Below are 22,144 nucleotides of genomic sequence, written 5' to 3' on the forward strand. Positions count from 1 at the left end.
AAAAGAGTATCTTTACCCCCCTGAATATCACATTGGTTCCATAGCGCAGACTTTCTTTAAGGTAACCTTCCGGCACGAAGGTCGATAGTCTGTACCCGTTCAGACAGGGGCGCCCGGATCTGTCTTTCTCCACGTTTTTTTTTCTGTTTTTTCATCTGATGGGATCAGTTAATTCCCCAACAGGTCTGGTATGCATGCTGGCATTCCTCAGGATGCCCTATGCCGGACAAGTTCTTAACTCAAAAGTGAACCAGAGTTTTGTTATGGAACAGTACGTAAGTAATAAATCAATCATCCAGCATTTGTACCGGCGGGTTGTTGGTCAGGGCGATCTGGCTTATGCCGATGAAATAATTGCCGACACCTATATTCAGCATAGCCCTATGAAACCTGGTAAAGCGGGCCTTATGGAAGCGTTGGGCTTTTTGAAACAAATGCCTAAGCCCGTCAATCCTGCAAAACCGTTTATGCGGTTAATTGCCGATGGTAACTATGTGGCTACTAATCTGAGCGTTGAGCTGGGGGGCAGGAAAAAAGTAGTAGTAGATTTGTTTCGGCTGGAAGGAGGAAAAGTGCTTGAACACTGGGATGCCATGCAGGATGAGCCTGACAGCTCACGCAATGGAAACCCAATGATGAATGGTGATGCGGAAGTCGATCCTTCCGACGATGCCGAACCGAACAAAGCTATTGTCGACCAATATTATGACGTGTTAATACATCGGCAAATCGAAAGGCTGCCATACTATGTTTGGGCGGATATGGTGCAGCATAGTCCGGAAATAGCCAATGGATTAACTGGCCTGACCGAGTTTCTACAACGACCTGCCGATCAGTTTTCGATACAGAAAGCACATCGGATCATTGGGGAGGGGAATTTTGTAGTTGTGCAGGCAGCAGGTATATGGAATCAAAAGCCCGCTGTATTCTACGACACGTTCAGGCTCGACAAGGGTAAAATTGCTGAGCAATGGACTGTCAGGCAGTTTGTTCCCGAAACGATGCCTCATCAGAACGGCATAATATAATAACGTCAATGCCCCGAACAACCGGGTTGTTCGGGGCATTAAAAGAAGGAGAAAACACCCGCTTATTCGTCGATACGGCGATTATTGGTATTGAATATACATTGGCTTAGGAGTTAGGGCCAATACTTCCTCGGGCGTCATAATTCGTGATCCCGGCTTACGGAAATCATTGTCATAGAACAGCTTGAAGCCAGTATACTGAACCGGCTCTTTCTGAATGTAAGCGTGGTAAGAGTCTTTTTTGAGTACGGGTGGCCCCCAGCCATCCATGTTCATCACGATCTGAACGTTGGGGTCGAGTTTGATATTTTTATAGTTTTTGATCATCCCCTGCGTGAAGCGATGAACAACCAGAACTTTGGGCGGAAGCTTGTTTTCTTTCACAATCCGACTCAGAAACTGGACGGCCTGATTCACATCGGCAGCATCGTAACTGCCAATTTTAGTGCCGGGGCGGGCACCTGTCACCATCGAAAATTCAGGATCGATACCCAGATGGACAAAGGGAAGCTTAAGGTATTTTTCCAGATAGGCCATTTCGGGGCCCAGTGGGGCATGGCCTCGCTGAATATCAAGGAATACGATGGCTTTATGCTCGTTTCCCCATTTCAAAACTTTCTTGATCGTTTTGTCTGACATGCGAAGCCGGTAGCCACCATCTTTTCCGGGGGCACCCTGCGCCGAAATAGCTACCAGATGTAACGCTGGCTGAATAGGTGTGTTCGGGTCGGCTTTTTCCCAGTTTTTGATTTCACGGTCCAGCCTTTCCAGCATTTCGTCTTTCGGATACTTTCCTAAAATCCCCATTTTCTTTGAATGCGGATTGCCATAGTAGGCGAAAATACGTTTTTCGGGCAGAATGGCTGCGGTAGGTGCATAGGTGAGCGAATCGAGTGTTGAATCGCCGGTTGAATGTGCCGGATTTGCCGCAACTGGTTCAGTTGATTCGGTTGATGTTTGGGTGGTGTCGGATTTGGCAGCAGCAGGGGCTGCGGTTGCTTCGGTCGTAATTTTGCCCGTTTGCGACGGGTTTTCCTGTTTGGAGGGTGAAGAGCAGCCAACAAATTGGCCGAGAGCCAGCAATGAAAGCGCGGCCAGGGATAAACGCATGTTAATTAGATGAGTTTGGGATAAGTTGTAATGCAACAGGTTAAACTCTACACAGCGAAGCGTTTACCCTATTCTGCAAGTATAGAATCAAATTGTAACTTTTCAAAGCGTTATTTCACCTAAGCCCTGCCGAATTATCGTAAAGTCATCGTCAGTAGCATCAACAATGGTTGAGGCCACATTTCCACCATAGCCACCATCGATAACAATATCGACCAGATGCTGAAATTTTTCGAAAATCAACTCTGGATCGGTTGAATATTCGATCACTTCGTCTTCATCACGGATAGAGGTTGTAATAATGGGATGACCAAGCTCAAGCACAATCTGACGAGGGATATTATTATCGGGAACCCGGATTCCGACCGTTTTTTTGTTTGTATTCAGTAATTTAGGAACACTGCCACTGGCTTCCAGGATAAACGTGTAAGGACCGGGTAGTAGTTTCTTCATCAGTTTAAACGCCTGATTGCCCACCCGCGCATAATCGGCAATATGGCTTAGGTCGTAGCAGATAAAGGAGAAATCGTTTTTTGTAGGTTTGATCCCTTTTATACGGGCTACCCGCTCAACGGCCCGGGCATTATGAATATCGCAGCCCATACCATAAATGGTATCGGTAGGATAAATAATTACGGCTCCTTCGCGCAGGGCTTTCACAATGTACTCGATCCGGCGAGTATCTGGATTTTGTGGATATAGTTTAATGAATTCTGCTGGCATAGAGAATAGATACGGCTTGTCGTGGCAGGAGTTCGTGCATCCATTTGTTCAACGAAGGCAATCTGAAAACTGTTTACCGTATATCAAAAACTACAAATGCACTAAACCAGTTTCACCTGCGGATAAGCAGAGTGCGGGCGTGGGTTCCATTTGATGTAATGCCGGTATAAACTATTGACCGGTAGGTGCAGCCGACTAAGCTTAAGAATGATGCTGGTGAGCAGATTGGGACGTTCGATATGCTGAAGCAGTTGCCCAAATTGAGAGGCCAATTCGAATTGTTCGGCATAAAAAGCTTTTCGAATAAATTTCTGAATCCGACGGGACAGCGCCTGATATTCAGCGGAGCAGGCACACTCGTCGAAGGCTTTATAGCAGATTGCCAGCGAGGAACTGAGCAGTTGATTATCGGGCAGAACAACCTGAGTAGATAACGAGCTGGAAAGGCGACGTTTCAGCGTAAGCACTTCGTCCAGGTAGGCGTAATGGTATCGCCGGGAGGATCGGACCCAGAAATCGAAATCTTCGTAGGCGAGTGATTCATCGTAACCGCCTAATTCGTTCAACACATCCCGACGCATCATCATGGTTGGTGTACAAATAAAGTACGATTCCAGAATGTGTTTGAACACATTACCCGACGGAACCTCCGTGCGAGCCCGGCCATTGGCGTCTACGGCGTAATGAATAGCCGTTGTTTTTCCGGCTTCATCAATATAAGCCGCATTGGAAAAAACGACGGCATATGGTCCCGCCAGTTCCTCGAATAAGGCTGTCTGCTGCGAAATACGACTGGGCAGGAGTACATCATCGGCCGACAGATCAATAACATAGCGCCCTTCGGCAAGGGATAGCCCCTGATTGAAAGCGCGATTTAGGCCAAGGTTAATAGGGTTTTTGATAAACCGTATGCCCGGATGTAGTTCTACAAAAGCAGCAATCCGTTCTGCCGATCGATCGCTGCTGCCGTTATCAATAACAATAAGTTCAACATTGGGGTAGTTCTGGTCAACTACCGATTGAAGTGCCTGTTCAACGTATGCTTCGTGATTGTAACAGGTACAAATTACGCTGACCCACGGCTTTATCCGATTGAGATAAGGGCTCATCGGTAATGGGTTAGATTGGCCGGTAACGGAAATCATGCAGCCTGATCAATAAATAAAATAAGTCAATAAAGATGTAGTAACACTATATACCGTGGCATCTAATGCAAATTTAAAAATGCTTTGTCACCAGTTTGTACTTTTTTGAGTAAACGGAAAAAAGAATACATCAATATTAACGAAGTATCATAATTGGCACGATTTTTCGGAAGAATAAAGGAGCGGTTGTGTTGGTATCAGGTTCTGATCCACCAACCGAACTTACATTTATGGGTTAGGGTTTGCAAACGCCATCTCAGCTATTAGGGGTGGCGTTTGTTGTTTTTGCTTCAACACTAGGATCAGGATCGCCTTCCAGATCATAGAGTGCTACATTCATTTCGAAACCAATAATTAATAACAGCGACACCAGGTTGATCCAGATCATGAGTGCGATCAGTGTGCCAATAGACCCGTACACTTTGTTGTAGGAGCCAAAATTGGAAACATAGTAGGAAAAGCCCAGCGTGGTAAGCACAATAAGGACTGAAGCCAAAACGGAACCTGGTATCACAAAAGTCCATTTCATTTTAACATCGGGACCAAAATGGTAGATGACCGACAGAGTTGCTACAAAAACGGCAAAAACCAGTAAATACCGTCCTAAGGCTAACAGGTTAATAAAGACAACATTGTTCAGAATGCCAAACCGTAATAAATAATCACTGACTACACCGCCAACAATCAGTACAATGATAGCCAGAACCAGCGCAAAGGCCAGAAGTAATGTTAGCCCAACAGCAATGGCGCGAATCTTAAAAAAACTGCGCCGATCTTCGGTTTCATTCGACGAGTTGAACGCATTCATCAGGGCAACCACACCGCTCGTTGCCGAATATAGGGCGAGCAGAAAACCAAACGACAGAACTCCGCCACGAGGTCGACTGATGATGTCGCGGATGGTTATTTCGACCGTACTGAAGGTGTCGCCGGGCAGCACTTCCTGCAAAAAGCTCATAATTTGCTCTTCGAGGTTCGGAATGGGTATGTAAGGAATCAGCGTGAAGAGAAAAATGATAGTTGGGAATACGGCCAGAATCAGGCTGTAAGACACCGAGGCCGCCCGCTCGCTGGTATCGTTTTGCGAAATCTGAGTGGTAATTCTTCGCAGAAAATGGTACCAGCTTATTCGGGAGTTGAGCGCATTGTGAGTTCGGAGCCAAATGCGGGTGTTCCGTAACGACTTAAAGCTCATTAATTTTTCAAACATACGTAAGTCAGTGAGTTATTGGCGGAGCAGGGCAGCAACTAGAGCTTACGAACAGCGAATGGTCTTACTGGCAGACCGGCGAATTATCTGATTATCAATGACAGATAAAGTGTGACAAACTAAATTTTACCGGAAGATGTCGGAATAATGATCTGTATAGTAAGCGGTTAACTAATTGTCAGTTTCCACTGCATGTTCATTTAGTTAAACTGGCTGCTCGAAAAAAGGTTTGATCGCGTCCAGCAAATCATGTGGTGCGGGCCCCGGTCGGCCCGTTGCCGATTTTAGAAAAATCAGGGTTGTTTCGCCGGTGTTGAGTAATATACCCGCCTGATTGAAAATCTCGTACTGAAACAGAATTCGGGTATTGGGTAGTTGAGGAATCGTTACCCGGACGGTGAGCAGGTCGTCATATTTGGCGGGTCTGATGAAGCGGGAATTCATAGCATAAACGGGCATACTGACCCCACTTTCTTCGAGGGTTTTATACTCCATACCCAGATAACGGAGTGCTTCAACCCGGCCGATTTCATAAAAACGGGCATAATTTCCGTAATAAACAATGCCCATCTGATCGGTATCGTAATACCGAACGCGGATACCGGTAACGTCATAAGTAAACATAGGGAGCGTAAAGGATCGTGTGTTGCGGGAAAGCAATGAGCATCGTTTTCAGGGCCTTCCCGCAATGAACTGATCGACTGTTATTTCATGATTTTCATCCGGGTAAGTGCCTGTTGATACAGGCGGGCATTGGCCAGATGTTCCGATAGTGTTTTTGAGAACGTATGGTAGCCGTTGAAGTTGGCATTTACTACAAAATACAGGTAATCGTGGTGCTCGGCATTCAGAACGGCGTCGATTGTGGCAGGAGCGGGGAGGTTAATAGGGCCGGGAGGCAGGCCCGCATAACGATACGTGTTATAGGGCGAATCAACGGTCAGTTGTTTGTTCAGGAGTCGACGGATGCCGAAATCGCGCAGGGCGAAAATGACAGTTGGATCCGCTTCGAGTTTTATACCCTTTTTGAGCCGGTTCAGATAAACGCCCGCCACGCGTGGTTGTTCGTCGCGTTTGTTGGTTTCGGCAGCTACAATAGAGGCTAGTACCTGAACCTGCGTCTGACTCAGGCCCAGGGCCTGAGCCTTGGCCTGACGCTCGGGGGTCCAGAATTTTTTATATTCGTTGCCCATCCGCTCCAGAAACGCTTCCGGTTTAATTGTCCAGAAAAACTCGTAGGTATTGGGCAGAAACATACATACGATAGTGGTTGTATCGAAACCGAATTTTTCGCAGGTTGCCGGATCGTTCAGTAAGTTACCGAGAGCAGCGGGACCAAACTCAAATTTACTGCCCAGCCGCTGGATGAGGTCGCTTTTGAGCCGAACCGTATTGAACGTAACGGGCATAGCATCCTGGCTACCGCTACGCAGTTTAACGAGTGCTTCGCGGTTGCCCATGCGTGGCCTGATCTCATAACGACCTTCTTTCACGCGTTCCGGGTATTTCATCAGTTTTGCCAGAAACCGGAACGATAGCTCATCATTAATGACATCGTGCTTTTGGAGCGTATCCATAACCGATTCGAACGTTGCACCTTTTGGAATAAGCAGAGCAAACGTTTTGTCGTTATCTCTAACTTGAAGATTAGGGCTTTTGAATACCTGCCAGAAATAAAACGTAAATGTGGTGAGCAGGATAGAAAAGGTCAGGAACAGACCAATTTTTAGATTACGAGACATGACAGAAAATGAATAATGGATAATGAATAACGGATAATGAACGGCAATTGGCCAAAAAAGCCGGGTCTATTTTTGGCATTACAATTGTTTAGGGTTCATTACGCATTGTTCATTATTCATTTTTTTAAGAATGCATTGTTATGCAAAGTTAGCCAAAACAAAACCAATCATTCCCTACCCAAAATGAAGATCTCACTTTCTCTTTTGCTAATTTTTGTGTGGGCAGCCTCCTGCCGAACGCGGGTTGATAGTCCCCGAGCCATGAATCCGGCAGCCGCCATGCGCCAGAAAGCCATCGATGAAATTCGCGAAGCCGACCAGAATTTTAGTATTATGGCCGAAAAACAGGGCTTGGCCAAGGCCTTTACGACCTATGCGGCCGATGAGGCCATTAAAATGAATGATGGAACTGCCCCAACAGTGGGTTTCGATGCCATTCGGGCGCAGATGAGCCAACTGCCCAGCGATGGGTCGGTGCTGTCGTGGCAGGTACTAAAAGCCGATGCTGCTCAGTCGGGTGAATTAGGCTACACCTTTGGTCAATGGATGCTGACATCTAAAGACGAGGCTGGTAAGCGCAAAGCACAGTATGGCGTTTATGTAACCGTATGGAAGCGACAGCGCAATGGGCAGTGGCGGTTTGTTATCGATGGTGGTAATACCACTCCTGAACCTAAATAACGGAGCCGGATTTGGGTTTTTAGCCTACAGTTCATCGGAACCCGCTACCTTTGCAGATACAAACGTCGCTTTACGAACTTGCCATTTTCCCGTCAATCGTCAACATCGCTCTATACGCTCTCCTTTTGGTTGCTTTGTTTCAGCAACTTCCTGTTTTCGGCTAGTTTTTCGATGATGATTCCCGAACTCCCCGACTATCTGACGAAGCTGGGCGGACGGGAATATGTTGGGTTAATTATTGCCTTATTCACCTTTACGGCTGGTGTTTCGCGGCCGTTCAGCGGTAAAATCACCGATACTGTCGGGCGGGTACCGGTGATGGCTTTTGGCTCTATAGTGTGCTTTCTCTGCGGTTTTTTGTATCCATACCTGATTACGGTATGGGGCTTTCTGACCCTTCGATTGATCCATGGTTTTTCGACCGGAACCAAGCCAACGGCTACTGCCGCCTATGTTGCCGATGTGGTTCCGGCTAACCGACGGGGCGAAGCGATGGGGATGCTGGGCCTGTTTACGGCAATGGGAATGTCGCTGGGGCCAGCCATTGGCAGTTGGCTGGCCGACGATTATTCGATGAACGTTATGTTCTGGACCTCCTCGGCTTTTGCACTATTGTCGATTGGTATTCTGCTTCAGATGCCCGAAACACTGCTCAAACGGCAACCATTCCGATTCGGTTTGCTGAAACTGAAAAAAGACGAGGTCTTCGACAAACAGGCCTTGCCACCGTTTCTGGTTTTATTACTTCAGTCGTTTTCGTCCGGTGTAATTCTGACCGTAATTTCGTCGGTAAGTGCGTCGCTCGGTATCACAAACAAAGGGTTGTTTTTTACCGTCTATACGATTGCTTCACTGGCCGTTCGGTTGATGTTCAGTAAAACGTCGGACCGATACGGGCGCGTGCCGGTGTTGTTTGTGTCGACCATTGTGCTGGCGTTTTCGATGAGCTTGCTTTATCTGACGAACCCTGGCAATACTGATGCAAAAATCTGGTTCTGGACGGCGGCCGTTTTTTATGGCATGTCGTGGGGCATGAACTCGCCGACCATCCAGGCCTGGACGGCCGACCTGAGCGATGAGCATACGCGGGGACGTGCCATGGCTACCATGTATATTGCCCTGGAAGCCGGAATAGGACTGGGGGCTGTGGCGTCGGGCTGGCTGCTGAACCACATGATTGGCGAAGCAGGTATCGATGCCTCATTTGCGGTGTCGGGCGGACTGGCACTGGTGGCCGTCCTGTATCTGGGCTGGTATTGGCGGCTGGGCGTAAAGCCGGGGCCACATCATATCGACGAAGCCGACGAAGTAGCTTTACTGGATGGAGAACCATGACCGATATACTCGAACCCCGGATTCGGCCGTTGGTCGATGCGCTGAATGCGACGGGAATTGTTCAGACCTTTTCGAGCTGCGAAGGGCATTTTCGCCCCGACGAGCAAACCCTGGTCGACCGTAACCACGCCGAAGTCCGGTTTGTGCCCACGGCGGGCGTGAGTATCGTTGCCGTAGAAACCCTGCTGGCCTTTGTGCTTACCCGGTTTAAAAACCAGCATGGCATTTTGCCGGTAACAGTTCGTGGCTATCGGCTTTACACACCCATCGACGACGATGCGGTCGAAGAAACGTTTGTGCTGGAACTTCGGCCGTTCAACCGGTTCGATTCGCCCCATCAGAAACGGAGCGATATAGACAGAGCTATTGAGCGGATTATTAAACTGATAAGAAGTATAGACTAGAATATAGACCGTACTTGATTCTGCTAACAGGGAACTTCGTCCAAGTCTTTTCCGGGATGGCTATTGGTTCACCGATTACAGATGTATCCAAATTGTGGTGGAGAAATATAAATAGCGTTGGTGTGAGTTAAGTTAAAACTCTGAATTGTTATTGCCGTTGGTAAACCGCTCTCCTCAGTTGATAAAATACTCGTTCTATAAGCCGCAAATCTTCTGTGATAATCTCGCCAGTGGCTTCCATACCTGTCTTATAAACGAGATGTTTAGCATACGTAGTTTGCAATCCATTTGGTAATTCGACCGTTGCGGCAAAATAAGAATTGTCCTGTGACGGAATCTGTGAAACGGTATGTATGATGCCTTCTACCGCACCATATTCTTCAAATGGGTATCCCTGAAATTTAATAAGTACTTTCTGCCCTGTTTTAACCCGGCCAAAGTTAGCTTGCGGAATTCTCAGTTCACCAAAGTAGTTATTCATTTTTGCTGGTCCTACATACATAATCTCAGTGCCAGACTTTATAGGTTGGTTTTCCTGTAAAACCATCGAAAAATGGATATTTCCGGATACTGGAGATTCCAGCAAATAGCGCTTCTTCCAATCTGTCAGCGCGCTGATTAATGTATTAACCGCCTGTCTGAATTGATTTTTTTGTTCTGTCGTTTGCCGATCTAGTTCTGTAAGTTCTCTACGTTTCTGGGTTTGGGCGGTTGAGTTAGACGTAATGGCAACCTCTGTCTGTTTTATAGGTAAGCGCTTGGAAATATATTTGCTTTCCTCCCGCTGATAATCCAAAGGTGATATGTCTCTTCCCTGATACAGTTTTTTATGAATAGCTAACTCTTTTTGCGCCAGTTTTTCATCCTCAATATAAACGGCATACTGTTGCGAAAGCTGCTGCTGCGTTTTTATCAGATCGGCTAGTTCCTGGTGTAAGAATGCTTTACGTTTGGCATAGTATCTATTCGAGAAAAGCGCAAGCGTTTGGATATACGACTCCATAAAACTTTCGTAAGCAGGCTGTAATTCGCCTAATTCCTGAAACTGATGGGCAGGAAACGTATTCAGTCGCTCAAATCGATCTATGTTAATGATCTGGCGCAATGTTTGTAATTGTTTCAGTAATTGTAAGATCTGACCATGATTGGCCGTAGATTCCAGATAAGCTATTGTTTGACCGGCCACTACGTGTTGCTCATCATGAACAAAAAGCCTTGTTATTCGACCGTCGAATTTAACGATTACAGGCTTAGGGGCATTCTGAGCAGTCAGCCGGAAGGAGGCAATGACAATGGTCGGATAATGAATCAGCCAGCTTATGAAAAAGCCAGCCATAACAGCCAGAAAGATAACGGTAATGCCCCAGCGGATAAGCCAGTTAGGAATCTGGTCGATGAAATCTCTGACGGCTTCACTTTGGCTATCCTGTTCCTCTATATCTATCGATTCCATTAATTGCCCAGTTCCAGTTGATTTTTTACAAGAGAATGATAGTATTTTTTCTGGCTTATTAGATCAAGATGAGTGCCGTGCTCAACAATTTGCCCTTTGTCAAGCACGATAATCTGGTCGGCGTTTTTTACAGTGCTCAACCGGTGTGCGACAATAACGACCGTTCTGTTTTTAAAAAATGTTTCCAGATTATTCATAATGATTGCTTCGTTTGTCGCATCAAGCGCACTGGTTGCTTCATCGAAAAATAGAAATTCCGGGTTTTTATACACAGCGCGTGCTATCAGAATACGTTGTTTCTGGCCTCCACTAATACCGATTCCGCTAGAGCCGATACGTGTATTATAACCATTGGGCAATCCTTCAATAAAGGATTCAATATTGGCTGTTGAAACAGCACTACGAAGTTTTTTACGGTTAATCAGACCATTTGAATCGGATTCACTTACGTTTCGGGCAATCGAATCCGAAAAGATATACCCTTCCTGCATAACTGTTCCGCACTGACTACGCCAGAAATCGTAACTGATGTGTTTAAGATTACTATTACCAACATGGATCTGTCCGAGAGTGGGTTCGTAAAATTTGAGCAGGAGCTTTAGCAACGTTGTTTTTCCGCTGCCACTTGCCCCAACAATAGCTGTAACTTTTCCTTCCGGAATTGTAAAGCTGATATTTTTCAGGACGTTTTCAGAAGAACTACTGCCATACCGGAAACTGACATTGTCAAAACGGATGCTTTTTTCGATGGGCAATTCGTAAATCATACCCGCGTCAGTCGGTTCTTCATCTGGCTTATCATGAATTTCGGTGAGTCGATTCAGGCTGAGTTTGGCATCCTGATAGGTTCTGATGAAGGTGATAAAATTGTTGATCGGTACGTTCATCTGGCCAACGATATACTGAACCGATAGCATGGAACCAAGTGAAATTTGGCCGTCAATCACCGATTTGGCCGCCACGAAGCTGATCAGAATATTTTTGACTTCATTCAGAAATCGTCCCCCTTCATTTTGCGTTTGTGAAAGAGCCATACTGCGGATATTGAGCCTGAACAAACGGGCTTGTATGGCTTCCCACTCCCAGCGTCGGCGTTTTTCTGATCCGTTGAGTTTGATCTCCTGCATGCCATTGATCAGTTGAATTGCACTGCTCTGATTGCCTGCCGCCTGATCGAAGTAACGGTAGTCGAGTTCGGCACGTTGCTTCAAAAAGAGCAAAACCCAAAGCATATAGACAGTTGAGCCGATTAGAAAAATAAAAAACAATTGGGCGTTGAAATAAAATAGAATGGCACCAAAAATGAGGAACGTAATGCCCGAAAAAAGTACGTCTAACGTATTGGCCGATAGAAATGCCTGCAAACGATTGTGATCCTGAATACGTTGCAGAATATCGCCGGTACCTTTCGCATCGAAAAAGGCGATGGGAAGCCGCATCAGTTTCATCATGAAATCGGATAACATACGCAGGTTAACGCGGCTTGTTACGTGTAGCAAAATCCAGCTTCGTAGTACGTTTACACCTGTTTGCGAGACGAATAAAACTAGTTGAGCAATCAGGATCAGGTAAATGAAATTTAGGTTTCGGGTATTTATGCCCGTATCGACAATTTGCTGGGTTAAAAACGGTAAGGCTAGCTGGAGTAGACTGATAGTCAGTAGGCTCAGAAACAACTGTAATCCATAACGATTGTAAGGTCGGAAATAACGAGATAGAAAACCACTGAATGTTTTCTTTTTAATATCCGGGGTTTCCAGTTCATAAAATTTCGGAGTGGGCTCAAAAACTAATAATACACCTTCCGACTCCTGCGTTGCTACTTTTTCAGGAATCCAGCCTTTGAGAAATTCCTGTCGGGTATACGTAATCAGCCCATGGCCCGGATCGGCAACAAGTACTTTGCTCGGATTGGCTTCGTATACAACCACAAAATGCCGTTGACGCCAGTGAGCTATACATGGTAATGGGATCTGTTCGGCCAGCGTATCATAGGGTGCATTCAGGGCCAGAGTACCAAAGCCAATACGTTCGGCTGCATCGGCAAGTCCGCCCAATGTCGTACCGTCTCGGGCCAGACTGGCGATCTCGCGCAGGTAAGCCGCGTCCAGTGTTTTGCCGTAAAACTTGCTGATCATGCGCAGGCAGGTAGGACCACAGTCCATTAAATCGTACTGCCGATAGAACGGATATTTTTTTGCCACGATACCCAATTAGTTCGTTCCCACTGATTTTCGCAGATCTTCAACCGATCCATAGGCTGCCTGACCGTTCAGTGGCCATGAGGTATAGATTTTATCGATGGCCAGGCTCTGGTTTGTAATAAGCTTATAAACAGCCTTTCCACGGTCGCCCATGGGCATGACTCGGCCATCGGCGCGGAAGAACAATAAATCGCCTGACCAGAGGAGCTTTTGCTGCGGAAAATAGAAGACCAGATGTTCGGCCGTATGGCTGGTACCTTTACCAATTTCGTAGGCAACTACTTCCGTCTGAGCATCTGTATATATTTTCTTACCATCCGTAGGGACGAAATCGAATTTGTAGGTTGTTTCACTCGACAATTGTGTTTCGCTTAATGTATGAGTATTGCCCAGTAGCTTTCTAAAATACGTTTCATTGCCTGATGTGGTAATGAATGTTACAGGCAGAGCCGCGAACGCACGAATGCCACCTGCATGGTCGGGGTGATGGTGCGTAAGGAAAATCTGTTTGAGTGGCTTCTGTGGGTATCTTTGCTGGATTTCTTGTAAAATCTGTGTGTTCAACCCAATTCCTGATGGACTTTCGAACAAGGCTGTATGGTCGGCGAATTGTACAATCAGCACTTTATTGTTCTGTGAATTAATCTTAACCAGATCAATGTTTGGGGCAATCGTTTCAAATGACAACAAGTCTGCTTTTTTTACGATCTGCGGTAGAGCATTCCGAAACGCTATTGGCGTCCATTTGATTTTTAAATCGCTGGTATCTGGTTTAATATCGAAACGTATGTCTTTATACGTTACATCGCGCTCCGCTTTACCGAACTCATAATCAGTACGGCTTTTGGGCGTTTTCAAACCGTTCTTATCTTCATAGCCGTTGTATTCGCTGCTAAACGTTACGTCACCATAGCGGTCGCTATAACCCAGCGTTTCTGTTTTATTGAGTAAGTGAGTCTTTTTATTGATATACAACGTAACAGCATCATTGGGTTTATAGCTGAATGATAGCAGGTAATGGCCTTCCTGTTGACCTAGGTAACGTAATGACTGCCGATTTTCGCGGGCAAATTGCAGGAGTTTAACAGGTAGTAGGCGAGCAGCCTCATATCGAAAATCCTGGGCTATGCCCCGAACAGGTATTCGATTGTAGTAGCTGATTGAATAGAGCGAGTCCGCTTTGCTTACAGCCGTACGGGTGTATGAACCGCCATTGTTTTGAATGGCTGAGTGCAGGTAAGCAATCTGTTCATCCTGAAAAAAAGCAACAGTTTCATCGACAGGTATTTCTTTCGTTTTTTCCGGGGTTTCGTAATGACCCAGATTATGTATGGTTCCGCTGCTGTTGAGCAGAATATGATCTGGAATCGTTTTACCGGTTGCCTGAATGGCTTTATCTAAAATGGCTAATGCTTTCTGGTAATTAGCTGTTGTCTGTGCCCGTACTTGAAACGTACTAACGGCTAAGGCTAACGTTAAATAAATTAATTTCATACAACGCGCGTTTTAGGGAGTGGGTTGAGGTGGCTGAACAGATTGTATTGAAAAGTATACGGCTGATTTTGATAAGAAAACCCAGACAAAGCCGACTGATACTTCTGACGAATATAGTTATAACCGATGGCAAACTGTCGATGAAAATCCATGCTAGTTTCAGTAAGAATGTTAGGGTTATTCAGGTTGACAAGATCAAAACCAAACTTGTCGAGGTAAAAACCTAATCGGCCAAGGGCTTCATGACGTAAGGCATCATCGAAATTTGAAGGGCTGCTAAGAAGCGTATCCAGCGAATGCAGAATGGTTGTATAAGTAAACAGCCCATGGAAGGCTCCATAGACACCTCTACGTTCTCCATCATATCCCGTAAATTCTTTTAGCGGAAAATCTTTCGGAACCCGTAAATACTGATTCGTATCTAGTGTTAAGGCATTAAAAATAATATGCCCACACTGATGCGCAATATCATCAATGAAAAAGACGGCTGATTTCGTTGTGTTTTCTACATTGAAATAAGCCGTACCATGATGCATGATACCAGCAAACGAATGATGCTCGGGTGGGCTGTTGAATACGACAAACTCGCGCGTAACGGTTTCTATAAGCTGCCAGAAATCAGGTAAATTCGTTTGAAAGAAGTGAACGGCCAGAAAAAGAGATTTCTGATAATTTTGAACAGTTAGTTCTGTTGACTCGTAAAACGTAATATTCTTTTGATACCCTAATAAATCGGTAGGATGCCAGCAAAACCGAATTGAACTACTGGGTAAAAATTGATTGGGAATTAACAACTGATCCAACTCTGTAGTACTGAGTGTAAACGTTTCATACGGCTTAGCCCGAACGTAGCCTAGATTGGGCAAATTTACCAGCCCGAACCGATCTGCTTTGACAGTTAGAGACGATGGCCGATCTTCCACCGGTATGTATCCAAATAGGCATTGTTCCAGCGGAGTTAACTCTGATTTGTCGATGTCAGATAAAAATTGGCAGAACAATGTTGGCTCTAAAAAGATGCGATCATCATTATAATCAAGTAACTCAAATAAAGTTTCATCTTTCTGGTATACAGCCATTCGGATTGTATCGGAGAGGGAAGCTTGATGATTGTCTAACTGTTCCTTCTTGAAAGGGAAATATAGTAAGGTATTCATGATAAATTATATATCCACATGTAATTTTATTGGAATGTTAATGTTAGAGGCTTAAAAAGAAAGGAGATAATCCAATCGAGTTTATAGCCATGTGCAATAAAATAGAAAATATTAAATTGTATTTTAGTCGAGCTATTGAAAATAGTATGCCGCTAATTATTTTAGGTGTAATTATTGCGATAATGTAAAGTTTGTTGCTCTCTATGGGATTGTAGTTAACCAAATGAAGAATGGCAAATAAAACAGAGTAAAAAATAGTTATTTTCCATGGGTTATTAGTTAAAGTAAATTTGGATAAAAGAATATTTACGTTATATTTATTTAACAAAAAAAATAATGTGAACCCAGTGATAATTGCTATTATTATTATTGTGTAATTAGTACTATTAATGACATAGAGGTGTGTATGGAAGAAAAATGATAAAATAAAATAAAGAAAGAACGTTAAACTAACAGATAAATTTATATTATTAAGCTTTAAAGGTAATCTGAATGATAGCTCTTCAACTATAGGACCCAAAATACAATAAAGTGATATAATTTCTAGGGTACTTTGATCTTTTCTAAACTTGAACAAATGACTTTCGGGAAGATTAATACTTAATTTATTAAGTAGATATTCAATCAATACAGTGGATAAAATAGATAAAAATAAAATGGAAAATAAAAAAATGAAGAAATCTTTGATTGGTTTTAATGACATAATAGCTAATGAGAAAATTTATATATGATTTATTCTTAAGTCATCTTCCCACCTACCATTATTAAAACAATGGTAGGTGGGAAGACAGTAAACTAAAAGAAAATAAATTGTTCAATTTTTTTCAAAACCTCTGCTACATGGCACCAATCTACATCACCACCTTTAATAGCTTCCAAATTAACTTCAACGTTTTGTGCTAATTGATCTTTTTGCGTTGCCTGTGCTTTTAATTCATCTAATGATAATCGTTTCATGTATGTTTGTGCCAAAGGGAATAGTTGTGTTGCAATAGTGCGTTGTTGCTTTGGCAGGAGCAAAGATGAGAAAAGTAGTTTAGTAACTGATTATGTAAAAATAATTGATTTAATTAAATTTTTAATTTTTTTTCATAATAGGTTACTTATAGGGGGGGGATTTACGTCTGATAATAATGTTTGATCATTTAGTTTATATGACATTAGGAACCAGACTTCGCAAATCCCGCCAGAAACGACGCTTATCACAGGCTGAAGTTGCTGAACTCGTTGGTATATCGCAGACAACGTATTATAACTGGGAAGCGGACGTATCAGGTATGCGGATCGACTATTTGCCCATGCTACTACGGGTGCTTGATATCGATATTGATGAGCTATTGCCTGAGATTACTGTTGCTAATACCGCTCGCAAACAGACTGATGGCGAAGTAAGAAAAAATGAAGAGGAAGCCGGGCAGCAGCAACTACATGATCTCTACAAAGATTTACTCAGTAGTAAGGACGAAGTTATTAAACTTCTAAAACAGGAGAACGAAGTGCTCAGAATCAGGAATGTTCAGCTTGAAGAAACACAGAAAGCCGCGTAGCTGAAGGATAAAAATTAATTAACGATTTTCCTTCAGCTATGCGGGCTTTCGCCTAGGCTATGCCGAGATTACAGAATGAACTGACTTAAATCCCGGTTTTTGACCAGGCCGTTTAATTTGTTAGAAACCAGTTCCTTCGTGACAACAACATGCTCATTGGGGCTGATCACATCAGGAATATCGAACATAAAGTCGTTCATCAGATGACTTAACACAGTCTGGAGCCGACGCGCACCGATATTTTCGACCTCTTCGTTTACCTCAAAGGCAATACGGGCCAATTCGCGGAGGGCATCATCCTGAAAACTCAATTCTACGCCTTCGGCTGCCAGCATCGCAACATACTGTTTCGTCAGGGCGTTTTTAGGCTCTTTCAGAATCTGGTAAAAATCGTCTTCCGACAGGCTTTGCAACTCAACCCGAATCGGGAAACGACCCTGCAATTCAGGAATCAGATCGCTGGGTTTGGAGACATGGAAAGCCCCGGCGGCAATAAACAGGATGTGGTCGGTATGAATAACGCCATGTTTGGTATTAACGGCGCTGCCTTCTACAATAGGGAGCAGATCGCGTTGAACACCTTCCCGACTAACATCGGGACCACCCCCGTTGCCCGACCGTGACGAGGCTACTTTGTCGATTTCATCGATAAAAATGATACCGGCATCTTCGGCTTTGCGGATGGCTTCGTCCTTTACTTCATCCATATCGATCAGTTTAGCCGCTTCTTCTTCCAGCAGAATTTTACGAGCTTCAGCAATGCTTACTTTCCGTTTCTTACCGCGCTTGGGCAACATACCCCCAATCATTTCCTGAATATTCATCATCGACAGATCGTCGACCGAGCCGCCCATGATACCAATATTCGGAGCCTGACTTTGTTGTACATCGATTTCAATTTTCCGGTCGTCCATTTCGCCGGAGCGGATTTTCTCGCGGAAGCGCTCTCGGGTTCGTTCGTTTAGTTCGGCGTCCGGGTCATTTTTTCGTTCGTTGTCGAAGCCAAGCTGGCTGTTGGCCGGTTTTACGGGCGGAATCAGAATATCGAGAATGGCGTCTTCTACCAGTTGCTGCGCTTTCACCTGAACCGATTCTTTTTTGGCAGCACGCACCATGTTGACCGACTGTTCGACCAGATCGCGCACCATGCTTTCGACATCGCGGCCAACATACCCGACTTCCGTAAATTTCGAGGCCTCAACTTTAATGAAGGGCGCATCGGCAATTTTGGCCAGCCGACGGGCAATTTCGGTTTTACCGACGCCTGTAGCACCAATCATCAGGATATTATTAGGAGTAATTTCTGATTGCATATCGGCCGAACTATTCATCCGGCGCCAGCGGTTACGAAGGGCAATGGCGACATTACGCTTGGCATCATGCTGGCCAATAATGTACTGATCTAACTCGGTCACAATTTGCCGAGGGGTAAGGTCTTTGAGTGATTGGGTCATTTAACAAAACGGAATACATTGGGTACTCTCTGTGTCAAAGAAACACAGGAAATAGAAAAATGTGCTATTGGTAGCGAAAAAATGAGGGGTTACAGTCAGATTTGGTCTTCGTAGCCTGCATCGGCAATTTTACGGCCGTTGGGTGTGATGAGCAGCACACTATGTTCTCTAACTGGACATCGGTAACTGTTTTATCCACTCGAAAAGTAACAGGCATGACACTCGTTTGGCCAGTAAGTAGAAGCCAGATAAAAACAATTTCTATAACGTTCATGGCAGTAGGGCACTGGACGAAATAAACAGACAAACCTCAAATTAGAAAAGCTAAGCTACAAATTTAGATAGGTTTATTGGTTGAAAATCAAGTAATTCTGATAATTTCTCAATTGATACTGATTAGCTGCAAATTGGATTCGTCGGATTTTTATTCAGGAAAAAAAGATAAAAAGATGCCTTCATTCGAATCCCGAACTCTACTGATAGCGGCTTATGCTGCTTTTAATGCACGCAGTATTGATGCCGTGCTGGAAACAATGCATCCCGATGTTGACTGGCCAAATGGCTGGGAGGGTGGGCGAGTGGTGGGCCACCAGGCCGTGAAAGACTACTGGACACGACAGTGGCAGGTAGTGAATCCACGGGTAGAGCCATGCCAGTTCCATACCGATGAGCAGGGGCGAGTGGTGGTCGAAGTTCATCAACTTATTTTCGATTTGTCGGGCAATAAACTTGGTGATGAGCGTATTCGGCACCGATACACAATTGAAAATGGCCTGATCTGCCAGATGGAGATACTGGCAGGGTAGGGCGCCTGTTTTGCTTCCTGCTTTTGTCCGTAAGTGAACCACGCCTGTCCAGTTACGGACATATTGAGCTTGCTGTTTTTTGATTAATTTATTGATAATCAGTCAGTTTGTTAAGTTGGCACAACCTTTGGCTTTACTAGTGTGAACAGATTAACAACACAAATTCAAAGAACACTAAACACAAATACAGCCATGTTACTACCGCTAATGAACAAATTGACGATTGCTGCTCTGTTGAGCTCGGCTACTCTGGGAAATCCAGTTAACCCAACGATGCCCAAAGGACTTTCCTTTGATGCAAGTGCTTATGTGACAATTAATAATCAGATTCGGGTTGCCGTCAACAAAAAAGCCGAAACACCGGTGGTTATTTTATTGAAAAGCTCAGATAATCAGGTGATTTACCGGCAAAGTATTGATCGGAAAACCGAAAAGTATGCCGTAAAACTGAATGTTGATGAACTGGCCGATGGAAAATATGAACTAGAGGTGGCCTCAAAAGAGGGTAGTATTCGTAAGGAATTGAATCTGACAACGAAGCCCGTTAAGCGAGCCAACCGAGTTATTGCCATGGAATAGATGCGGCTGAGGGTGCAGAGTCAGATCATTTGTAAGTCTCAAAACAAACAACTGGATTAGCACAATAAAAAAATCCTAATCGCTTCGATTAGGATTTTTTTATTGGCTATAGAACAATGCCCTATCCTCGGATCATATGCCAACGCTGCCCGTTTGTGTCAATAGCCTGTTTTGCCATTGCCAGTGTACGTTTAAGACCATAAACAACCTCAGTTACAGGATCAATGATTTTATAAATTGTTCGCTGTCCACTGGCTATTAAGGAGTTTGACTCCGAATCCCAGTGGCAACAATCAATTGTTTGAGGCAGGATAACAAATGTTTTGTAACTCATAATCCATTTTTAAATTGCGGGAGTACTATTTAGACGAAGAAATAACCTGACGTTACCTATTTTTTAAAAAAGAAATAATTGTATACTATTGATTATAATTTATATATTAATATAAGTTCTTGAAAATGAATTCGCTAGTCTGTTTCTGGCGCTTCCGATGTCGCAGATAACTATGGCTGGTCGTAAAAAATAAGGTCCTGAATATGCCCTGGGCAATCGACCTTAACGGGGAGAGAGTTGCACAACAACGCGCCTGCTAATTGTTTTTATGGTGCCCGGCTCCTCATTTGCTGCTTTTGTATCTGGCCCTTCCCCAATCGCCAGAAGCTGATTGGCATCGACTCCCTGTTGTATGAGATAGGTTTTAACCACCTGAGCTCGCTGTATGGCTAACTTCCTATTCAATTCACGTTCGCCAATATTATCCGTATAAGCCGTAATGGTAGCGAGCATAGTAACGTTCCTTATTAAGTACTGAGCCATCGAGTCCAGCGTTTGACGGACTCCCGGTCGCAAATGGTAACTGCTTTGGTCAAAATACAGGATGGTAATGCTTAAGGGAAGTTCCAGTGTGGTGGGTTTAGCCACCTCGGAGGATGTTGGAGTCGATGCGCTATACCTGGTTTGAGCCAGGGCGTTCGTATAGATAGCGAAGGTCAGTAACCAGCCGAAAATGCTCCAGTAAGGAGGGCAATAAGTGCTCATTAGCCATCGATTCAATACCATAGTCGGCAGGAAACGGTCTTTAAAAAAATGCATGCGTCACTGTAGCTTTTTAGAAGATGTCAAACACCCCTAAAAAACAATATAACGGCAAGTTCCGTTTTTACTGTTTTGCTCAATATTTACAACAATAGGTGAGCGGACACGGTTACTTTTTATTGATACGCCCTTAGCCCGATTCGTATCCTGTTAAATCTGTATTCCCCGACGTGCTGTATGAAGGACGACAACGAAGTGCCTCAACTAACAGACGACGAAAAGAAACTGTTTGAGGACCTGATGCCCGAAGATCTGAGCGAAATACTCGATACCGGCGTTAATAGGCGACATTTTTTAAAGCTGATTACCCTGGCAGGTGGTGGCATCCTGGCGGCACAGTCGGCGGTTGCCGAGCAATTGATAGCCAGGCCACTTAGTGTATCATCTCCTACTGAATTACCCCCGACTAGTATCGAGAATGCCGTTACTCTATCATTTGATGTTAATGGCAAAACCCGAACGCTGGCCGTCGACTCCCGAATGACTCTGCTGGATACGTTGCGAGAGCGATTGGAACTGACAGGCTCTAAAAAAGGGTGCGACCACGGGCAATGTGGGGCTTGTACGGTCATTGTTGACGGTAGGCGGGTTTTATCCTGCCTTACGCTGGCAGCCACCTGCGAAGGCAAACAGGTGCAGACCATTGAAGGACTTGCAAAACCGGATGGGCAACTGCATCCCATGCAGGCAGCTTTTTTAAAACATGACGGCTTTCAGTGCGGATTCTGTACGCCCGGACAGATCTGTTCGGCTGTTGCACTGATGGATGAGGCCCGGAAGGGGGAAGCTAGTTACGTAACAGAAAATATTCGCCAGAAACCGGCGGCTATTCGCCTGTCGGATGAAGAAATTCGTGAGCGAATGTCGGGGAATATATGCCGCTGCGGGGCCTATCCGAATATTGTTGCTGCTATTCAGGAGGTTCACAGCGGAAAGCCAGTAGAGCAGGTCTGGCGGTTTTCTGCTTAATTTTTAA

21 protein-coding genes are annotated in these 22,144 nt (G+C 44.7%); 8 read left to right on the plus strand and 13 right to left on the minus strand.

What is annotated here, in order from left to right; all coding sequences use genetic code 11:
* The first annotated feature begins 263 nt into the window (after positions 1–263).
* Positions 264–1,028: a nuclear transport factor 2 family protein gene (locus WBJ53_RS15345; RefSeq protein WP_338877029.1), complete on the plus strand. Its 765-nt coding sequence runs from the start codon at positions 264–266 to the stop codon at positions 1,026–1,028.
* Between the two features lie 81 nt (positions 1,029–1,109).
* Here the strand turns inward: WBJ53_RS15345 and WBJ53_RS15350 are convergent, their stop codons facing one another.
* From WBJ53_RS15350 to mltG, 6 genes are all read right to left on the minus strand, one after another.
* Complete coding sequence (locus WBJ53_RS15350; protein WP_338877030.1) at positions 1,110–2,138, minus strand: hypothetical protein; 1,029 nt, start codon at positions 2,136–2,138, stop codon at positions 1,110–1,112.
* Between the two features lie 102 nt (positions 2,139–2,240).
* Positions 2,241–2,861, minus strand: coding sequence for an L-threonylcarbamoyladenylate synthase (locus tag WBJ53_RS15355; protein WP_338877031.1), 621 nt, complete (start codon positions 2,859–2,861; stop codon positions 2,241–2,243).
* A gap of 101 nt (positions 2,862–2,962) precedes the next feature.
* On the minus strand, positions 2,963–3,970 hold the full coding sequence (locus tag WBJ53_RS15360; protein WP_338877032.1) for a glycosyltransferase: 1,008 nt from the start codon (positions 3,968–3,970) through the stop codon (positions 2,963–2,965).
* A 292-nt stretch (positions 3,971–4,262) separates the two neighbouring features.
* Positions 4,263–5,216: a YihY/virulence factor BrkB family protein gene (locus tag WBJ53_RS15365; RefSeq protein WP_338877033.1), complete on the minus strand. Its 954-nt coding sequence runs from the start codon at positions 5,214–5,216 to the stop codon at positions 4,263–4,265.
* Between the two features lie 204 nt (positions 5,217–5,420).
* Positions 5,421–5,840, minus strand: a complete 420-nt coding sequence (locus WBJ53_RS15370; RefSeq protein WP_338877034.1) for a thioesterase family protein — start codon at positions 5,838–5,840, stop codon at positions 5,421–5,423.
* 80 nt (positions 5,841–5,920) lie between these two features.
* Positions 5,921–6,958 (minus strand): endolytic transglycosylase MltG, encoded by a 1,038-nt coding sequence (gene mltG / locus WBJ53_RS15375; RefSeq protein ID WP_338877035.1) that lies wholly within the window; start codon positions 6,956–6,958, stop codon positions 5,921–5,923.
* Positions 6,959–7,141: 183 nt separating this feature from the next.
* Between mltG and WBJ53_RS15380 the strand changes: the two genes are divergently transcribed.
* The 3 genes from WBJ53_RS15380 (at position 7,142) to WBJ53_RS15390 (ending at position 9,378) form a co-directional block, all read left to right on the plus strand.
* Complete coding sequence (locus tag WBJ53_RS15380; protein ID WP_338877036.1) at positions 7,142–7,639, plus strand: DUF4440 domain-containing protein; 498 nt, start codon at positions 7,142–7,144, stop codon at positions 7,637–7,639.
* Between the two features lie 78 nt (positions 7,640–7,717).
* Positions 7,718–8,974 carry an MFS transporter gene (locus WBJ53_RS15385; RefSeq protein WP_338877037.1) on the plus strand — a complete coding sequence of 419 codons (1,257 nt, stop codon included), beginning with the start codon at positions 7,718–7,720 and terminating at the stop codon, positions 8,972–8,974.
* On the plus strand, positions 8,971–9,378 hold the full coding sequence (locus WBJ53_RS15390; protein WP_338877038.1) for a hypothetical protein: 408 nt from the start codon (positions 8,971–8,973) through the stop codon (positions 9,376–9,378). Before WBJ53_RS15385 ends, WBJ53_RS15390 begins: the two co-directional genes overlap by 4 nt.
* A gap of 148 nt (positions 9,379–9,526) precedes the next feature.
* Here WBJ53_RS15390 and WBJ53_RS15395 read toward each other — a convergent pair whose 3' ends face one another.
* The 5 genes from WBJ53_RS15395 to WBJ53_RS15415 all read right to left on the minus strand — a co-directional run bounded on the left by WBJ53_RS15395 (position 9,527) and on the right by WBJ53_RS15415 (position 16,643).
* Positions 9,527–10,831 carry an HlyD family efflux transporter periplasmic adaptor subunit gene (locus WBJ53_RS15395; protein WP_338877039.1) on the minus strand — a complete coding sequence of 435 codons (1,305 nt, stop codon included), beginning with the start codon at positions 10,829–10,831 and terminating at the stop codon, positions 9,527–9,529.
* Complete coding sequence (locus tag WBJ53_RS15400; RefSeq protein WP_338877040.1) at positions 10,831–13,035, minus strand: peptidase domain-containing ABC transporter; 2,205 nt, start codon at positions 13,033–13,035, stop codon at positions 10,831–10,833. Before WBJ53_RS15400 ends, WBJ53_RS15395 begins: the two co-directional genes overlap by 1 nt.
* Before the next feature lie 9 nt (positions 13,036–13,044).
* Positions 13,045–14,529 (minus strand): MBL fold metallo-hydrolase, encoded by a 1,485-nt coding sequence (locus tag WBJ53_RS15405; RefSeq protein WP_338877041.1) that lies wholly within the window; start codon positions 14,527–14,529, stop codon positions 13,045–13,047.
* A complete protein-coding gene (locus WBJ53_RS15410) occupies positions 14,526–15,686 on the minus strand; it encodes a hypothetical protein (protein WP_338877042.1) in 1,161 nt (386 codons plus the stop codon). Before WBJ53_RS15410 ends, WBJ53_RS15405 begins: the two co-directional genes overlap by 4 nt.
* A 795-nt stretch (positions 15,687–16,481) precedes the next feature.
* The gene (locus tag WBJ53_RS15415; RefSeq protein ID WP_338877043.1) at positions 16,482–16,643 is read right to left on the minus strand and encodes a hypothetical protein; all 162 of its coding nucleotides are present in this window, start codon (positions 16,641–16,643) and stop codon (positions 16,482–16,484) included.
* Between the two features lie 197 nt (positions 16,644–16,840).
* Here WBJ53_RS15415 and WBJ53_RS15420 point away from each other — a divergent pair, with 197 nt between their 5' ends.
* Positions 16,841–17,233, plus strand: coding sequence for a helix-turn-helix transcriptional regulator (locus WBJ53_RS15420; protein ID WP_338877044.1), 393 nt, complete (start codon positions 16,841–16,843; stop codon positions 17,231–17,233).
* A gap of 68 nt (positions 17,234–17,301) precedes the next feature.
* Here WBJ53_RS15420 and hslU read toward each other — a convergent pair whose 3' ends face one another.
* Positions 17,302–18,687 (minus strand): ATP-dependent protease ATPase subunit HslU, encoded by a 1,386-nt coding sequence (gene hslU, locus WBJ53_RS15425; protein WP_338877045.1) that lies wholly within the window; start codon positions 18,685–18,687, stop codon positions 17,302–17,304.
* Positions 18,688–19,136: 449 nt separating this feature from the next.
* On the opposite strand from hslU, the gene WBJ53_RS15430 reads away from it, so the two are divergent.
* Both WBJ53_RS15430 and WBJ53_RS15435 read left to right on the plus strand, forming a co-directional pair.
* Positions 19,137–19,493 carry a nuclear transport factor 2 family protein gene (locus WBJ53_RS15430; RefSeq protein WP_338877046.1) on the plus strand — a complete coding sequence of 119 codons (357 nt, stop codon included), beginning with the start codon at positions 19,137–19,139 and terminating at the stop codon, positions 19,491–19,493.
* A 192-nt stretch (positions 19,494–19,685) separates the two neighbouring features.
* Positions 19,686–20,072, plus strand: coding sequence for a hypothetical protein (locus WBJ53_RS15435; RefSeq protein ID WP_338877047.1), 387 nt, complete (start codon positions 19,686–19,688; stop codon positions 20,070–20,072).
* A 556-nt stretch (positions 20,073–20,628) separates the two neighbouring features.
* Here WBJ53_RS15435 and WBJ53_RS15440 read toward each other — a convergent pair.
* Positions 20,629–21,165, minus strand: a complete 537-nt coding sequence (locus WBJ53_RS15440; RefSeq protein WP_338877048.1) for an OmpA family protein — start codon at positions 21,163–21,165, stop codon at positions 20,629–20,631.
* A 180-nt stretch (positions 21,166–21,345) separates the two neighbouring features.
* On the opposite strand from WBJ53_RS15440, the gene WBJ53_RS15445 reads away from it, so the two are divergent.
* Positions 21,346–22,137 carry a 2Fe-2S iron-sulfur cluster-binding protein gene (locus tag WBJ53_RS15445; protein WP_338877049.1) on the plus strand — a complete coding sequence of 264 codons (792 nt, stop codon included), beginning with the start codon at positions 21,346–21,348 and terminating at the stop codon, positions 22,135–22,137.
* Positions 22,138–22,144 lie beyond the last annotated feature (7 nt).

This window comes from Spirosoma sp. SC4-14, from assembly GCF_037201965.1.
Classification (GTDB): domain Bacteria; phylum Bacteroidota; class Bacteroidia; order Cytophagales; family Spirosomataceae; genus Spirosoma.

What these genes read in the sequence shown, in the direction of transcription:
- WBJ53_RS15345 (WP_338877029.1), top strand. Translation starts at nt 264, where the DNA reads ATGGAACAGTACGTAAGTAATAAATCAATCATCCAGCATTTGTACCGG.
- WBJ53_RS15350 (WP_338877030.1), bottom strand. Translation starts at nt 2,138, where the DNA reads ATGCGTTTATCCCTGGCCGCGCTTTCATTGCTGGCTCTCGGCCAATTT.
- WBJ53_RS15355 (WP_338877031.1), bottom strand. Translation starts at nt 2,861, where the DNA reads ATGCCAGCAGAATTCATTAAACTATATCCACAAAATCCAGATACTCGC.
- WBJ53_RS15360 (WP_338877032.1), bottom strand. Translation starts at nt 3,970, where the DNA reads ATGAGCCCTTATCTCAATCGGATAAAGCCGTGGGTCAGCGTAATTTGT.
- WBJ53_RS15365 (WP_338877033.1), bottom strand. Translation starts at nt 5,216, where the DNA reads ATGTTTGAAAAATTAATGAGCTTTAAGTCGTTACGGAACACCCGCATT.
- WBJ53_RS15370 (WP_338877034.1), bottom strand. Translation starts at nt 5,840, where the DNA reads ATGTTTACTTATGACGTTACCGGTATCCGCGTTCGGTATTACGATACC.
- mltG (WP_338877035.1), bottom strand. Translation starts at nt 6,958, where the DNA reads ATGTCTCGTAATCTAAAAATTGGTCTGTTCCTGACCTTTTCTATCCTG.
- WBJ53_RS15380 (WP_338877036.1), top strand. Translation starts at nt 7,142, where the DNA reads ATGAAGATCTCACTTTCTCTTTTGCTAATTTTTGTGTGGGCAGCCTCC.
- WBJ53_RS15390 (WP_338877038.1), top strand. Translation starts at nt 8,971, where the DNA reads ATGACCGATATACTCGAACCCCGGATTCGGCCGTTGGTCGATGCGCTG.
- WBJ53_RS15395 (WP_338877039.1), bottom strand. Translation starts at nt 10,831, where the DNA reads ATGGAATCGATAGATATAGAGGAACAGGATAGCCAAAGTGAAGCCGTC.
- WBJ53_RS15405 (WP_338877041.1), bottom strand. Translation starts at nt 14,529, where the DNA reads ATGAAATTAATTTATTTAACGTTAGCCTTAGCCGTTAGTACGTTTCAA.
- WBJ53_RS15410 (WP_338877042.1), bottom strand. Translation starts at nt 15,686, where the DNA reads ATGAATACCTTACTATATTTCCCTTTCAAGAAGGAACAGTTAGACAAT.
- WBJ53_RS15415 (WP_338877043.1), bottom strand. Translation starts at nt 16,643, where the DNA reads ATGAAACGATTATCATTAGATGAATTAAAAGCACAGGCAACGCAAAAA.
- WBJ53_RS15420 (WP_338877044.1), top strand. Translation starts at nt 16,841, where the DNA reads ATGACATTAGGAACCAGACTTCGCAAATCCCGCCAGAAACGACGCTTA.
- hslU (WP_338877045.1), bottom strand. Translation starts at nt 18,687, where the DNA reads ATGACCCAATCACTCAAAGACCTTACCCCTCGGCAAATTGTGACCGAG.
- WBJ53_RS15430 (WP_338877046.1), top strand. Translation starts at nt 19,137, where the DNA reads ATGCCTTCATTCGAATCCCGAACTCTACTGATAGCGGCTTATGCTGCT.
- WBJ53_RS15435 (WP_338877047.1), top strand. Translation starts at nt 19,686, where the DNA reads ATGTTACTACCGCTAATGAACAAATTGACGATTGCTGCTCTGTTGAGC.
- WBJ53_RS15440 (WP_338877048.1), bottom strand. Translation starts at nt 21,165, where the DNA reads ATGCATTTTTTTAAAGACCGTTTCCTGCCGACTATGGTATTGAATCGA.
- WBJ53_RS15445 (WP_338877049.1), top strand. Translation starts at nt 21,346, where the DNA reads ATGAAGGACGACAACGAAGTGCCTCAACTAACAGACGACGAAAAGAAA.